This window comes from Trichlorobacter sp., from assembly GCF_030247655.1.
GTDB lineage: Bacteria > Desulfobacterota > Desulfuromonadia > Geobacterales > Pseudopelobacteraceae > Trichlorobacter.
Genome location: NZ_JAOTRZ010000267.1, coordinates 1 through 3570, shown reverse-complemented (window position 1 = coordinate 3570; position 3570 = coordinate 1). Strand labels below are relative to the sequence as shown.

3 protein-coding genes are annotated in these 3570 nt (G+C 56.5%); 1 reads left to right on the top strand and 2 read right to left on the bottom strand.

Annotated features, from left to right (window positions below; genetic code table 11):
- Positions 1–167 precede the first annotated feature (167 nt).
- Together trpD and OEL57_RS15330 are read right to left on the bottom strand one after the other, a co-directional pair.
- The gene (trpD, locus tag OEL57_RS15335) at positions 168–1283 is read right to left on the bottom strand and encodes an anthranilate phosphoribosyltransferase (RefSeq protein WP_300741656.1); all 1116 of its coding nucleotides are present in this window, start codon (positions 1281–1283) and stop codon (positions 168–170) included.
- A gap of 3 nt (positions 1284–1286) precedes the next feature.
- Positions 1287–2285 (bottom strand): zinc-dependent alcohol dehydrogenase, encoded by a 999-nt coding sequence (locus OEL57_RS15330; RefSeq protein WP_300741654.1) that lies wholly within the window; start codon positions 2283–2285, stop codon positions 1287–1289.
- 490 nt (positions 2286–2775) lie between these two features.
- Here OEL57_RS15330 and OEL57_RS15325 point away from each other — a divergent pair.
- Positions 2776–3570: response regulator (locus tag OEL57_RS15325; RefSeq protein WP_300741653.1), on the top strand; the 795-nt coding region annotated here is incomplete at its 3' end.

The window sequence follows — 3570 nt, the reverse complement described above, 5'->3', positions numbered from 1 at the left end:
GGTGACGCCGCTCATTCAAGCGTACAATCGGGCTCTTTTCCCAGAGGCCGTCTTGCTCGGTCTTCAGTACCTGTGCGGTTGCGCCCAGCTCACGGGGAATCAGCAGATCGGCTGCCTGCAATGGCAGGGCAGAGGAGAGCATAACAAGCAGTAACAAGAATGATTTTCTAAGCATTACAGACTCCTTTTTTCAACCGTTCAAACCGCTCCAGCCCGGCCTCAACATGGCTGTTTTGGCAGGCAACCCATTGCTGCAACTTGTTCAGGGCTGCCCCGCTTCCCAGAGTTGCCTGGGCCATGTCTACTCCCTGTTTCAGATCAGCGGCCTTGCCTGCGGTCCAGAGCAGCGCACCGGCATTCAGGCTGACAAATTCTTCACAGGCGCCAAAACGACCGGTCCCGCTAATCACCTGCATGAAACGGCGGATCTCTTCTTCCCGTGTGCTGCAGGCGGCAATCTCATCGCCACGTTGGCAGACCAGCCCGATATCTTCAGGAACGATGCTGAACTGCTCCTGCTGTTCGCCATGGAAGCGGCAGATGGTGGAGGGGCCGCTGATGGAAAGCTCATCCATACCCAGGCCGCTGGCCTGATCAATACCATGGACCACCATGCCGTGTTGGTAGCCGATCTGGGCCATGACTGCAGCGGTGGTGGCGACCAGCGGTTTGCTGTAGACGCCTCGCACCGCCTGGCGGGGACGGGCCGGGTTGGCCAGTGATGCCGCAATGTTAAGGGTAGAGCCGAAGCGGATCTGGGAGAGAATCCGGCCCAGCCCGCCGGGGTGAATAGCCGGAGACATGCCGTTGAACAGGCCGATTCCGGCCTGGCGGATGCTGTCGGCCACCTGTGTTGGGGCACATTCCACATCAACCCCCATCGCCTCCATAATATCCACGGTGCCGCAGCGTGAGGTGATGGCCCGCGCCCCGTGGCGCGCCATGTTCAGGCCGTTGGCTGCCCCTATAATGGCAGCGGCGCTGCTGACGTTAAAGGTCTTGAAGCCGTCCATACCGGTGCCGGAGTTCTCAAACAGCCGGTCCGGCAGGCCTTCGGGATGAACCGTGTCACATTCGTCAATGGCCTGCCAGGCCCCGGCAATCTCATCAATGGTCTCACCTTTGGCGGTCAGGGCAGCCAGAAAAGCCCCCTGCTGCAACGGACTCTGCTGATCCAGCATCAGCTCACGGAACATCCGGTAGGACTGCTCCCTGGTCAGGTGCTGTTTTTGAATCAAGCTCTGGATCTGCCCACCAAACTGTTCTGGGGTCATCGGCTCCATACCTTACGCCTCCGGGTAAAGGTGAATCTTCATACATTGGCGGCTGGCAACTAGCTCCAGGGCTTCAGCCAGTCGGGACAGCGGCAAACGGTGGCTGATCAGATCCCGCACCTCAAGTCTGCCGGACTGCAGCAGATTGATGGCTTGTCTGCCGTGGCGATAACAGCAGCCGTAGGCCCCCACAACGGTCTGTTCCAGGTAGTGCAGCTGGTTGAAATCAGTAGTGATAGCGGGAGTTTCCTTTGAGAGGCCGGAAAAGACCACCAGCCTGCCACGGGGGGCCAGATGTGCCAGGGCCTGGTGATAGGCTTCATTGTTGCCAACTGCCACCACGCAGACATCGAACAGCTGCTCAGGCGGCTCAGCCAGGCCATGGGCCAGTTCTCGTCTGGCCTGATCAGGTTCAATCACCGTGGGCAGGGCATCGTAGGCGATTGCGGCGCGGGCCAGCAACTGTCCTGCCGGACCGCCGCCCCAGATGGCAATGTTCTCAAAGGGGGCCAGCCGGGCCAGCTCCAGCGCATTCAGGCAACAGGAGAGCGGCTCAGCAAAGACCGCTTGCTCATCGCTCAATCCTTCCGGTAGCGGAATCAAGCTTTTAAGCGGGGCAACCACGTAACCGGCAAACCCGCCATCGCGGTGGAAGCCCATGATCCGCATGAAACGGCAGAGGTTTTCAGCGCCTGACCGGCAGGCCGGGCAGCTGCCGCACCATTCACCAGGGTAGACGTAGACACGCTTATGCAAAAGAGTTGTGTCGTCGCATCCCGGCCCCAGCGCCACCACCTCACCCACCACCTCTTCGCCGGGGATGCGGGGCAGCAGCAGATCGCGATGTCCAACCTGGATGATCTTCAGATCAGTCCGGCAGAGTCCGGTAACGGTCACGCGCAGCAGCACCTCACCCGGTCCCGGTTGGGGAACCGGACGCTGCTCAAACTGAAACGAGCCGATCTCAGCTACAGAGACCGCCTGCATGGTGGCGGGTAACGGTGGTGTCATGGCTTATAAACTGGAATTATTGATAGAAATTGCGCGGATTGCTGCTGATTGTACATGAGTTGCCTCCCCCGAAGCGTGCGAATGGAGCGGTGTTCCGGCTCAGGGCGACCTACTTGTCCGCCTTCCCAGTTTCCCAGTGGCTGTACCCTTCCGCTTCCATTTCAAGGCGCTGGCTGCGTTGGCTTCGTTGTCGGCTTCCTCAACGTACTTTGCTAGTACGCCTTCGTCGCCTCCTCCTTGCCGTCTTGCCATCATCCTTGAACTGAAACCGGTACTAACTTGGGTTGGACGTTCGTTCCCTTTACGGCTGCGGGGCAGCGGGGGCCTTTAACCCCTCTTCCTCGCTTCCATTCGTGTATGAAAGTGTCTGTGACAGATGCCAAGAAACAGTTCATCTGTCAAGAATTTACTCAAAAGGTTGCGGTTGTTTTTTCACACTCCATACCGTACTATCCGATCTCTATTTGTGAAAAAAGTTTGGAGCTTACCCATGGCATTACCGGCAAATATTCTGGTCGTTGACGATTCACTGGCAAACGGCAGCATTTTCGTAGATATCCTTGAGGCGCAAGGCTATCTGGTCTCTGTTACCGCATCGGCTGAAGAGGCGATTCCGCTGTTCAAGGAGCAGGATTTTGATCTGGTGCTGACCGGTCTTATGCTTTCCGGCATGAGCTGTTTCAATATGATGAAGCTCTTCAAACGTCATAAACCAGAGATAGATATTATTATCCTCACCTCCAATGACTCAAGTTACAACATCATCAAGGCGCTGCGTCACGGCGCCTATGACTACATTGTCATGCCGCTGGATGATGAAAGCGTGCTGTATAATGTGATCGAAAAGGCCCTTGAAAAAAAGGAACAGTTGCGTAAAAGAGCGCATCTGTTGGGTGAACTGACCAGAAAAAACAATGGATTGCAGGATACATTGGAGATGATGAAATCAGCCAACCAGATCAGCGCGGCGCTTATGTCAACCTTCAGTGTGCCGGAGATCATGAAAAAGCTGGTAGAACTGGTTACCGAGCGTTTGCGGGCACGTCGTGGCTATATATTATTGCTGGACAAGTCAGGCACAACCTTGCAGGCAAAGGTGGCCACCGGTCTGGACCCGCTCTATTCACAATACTACAGCCTGGCTCTGGGCAAGGGGATTTCTGGCAAAGTTGTTGAAGAGGGTAAGCCGCTGATTATCTGTGATATCACTGACGAAGGGTTTGTGGATGATGTCAGGGAGGAAGATCCTGACGGTGCCATGCTGGCGGCACCCAGTGTACTCTCG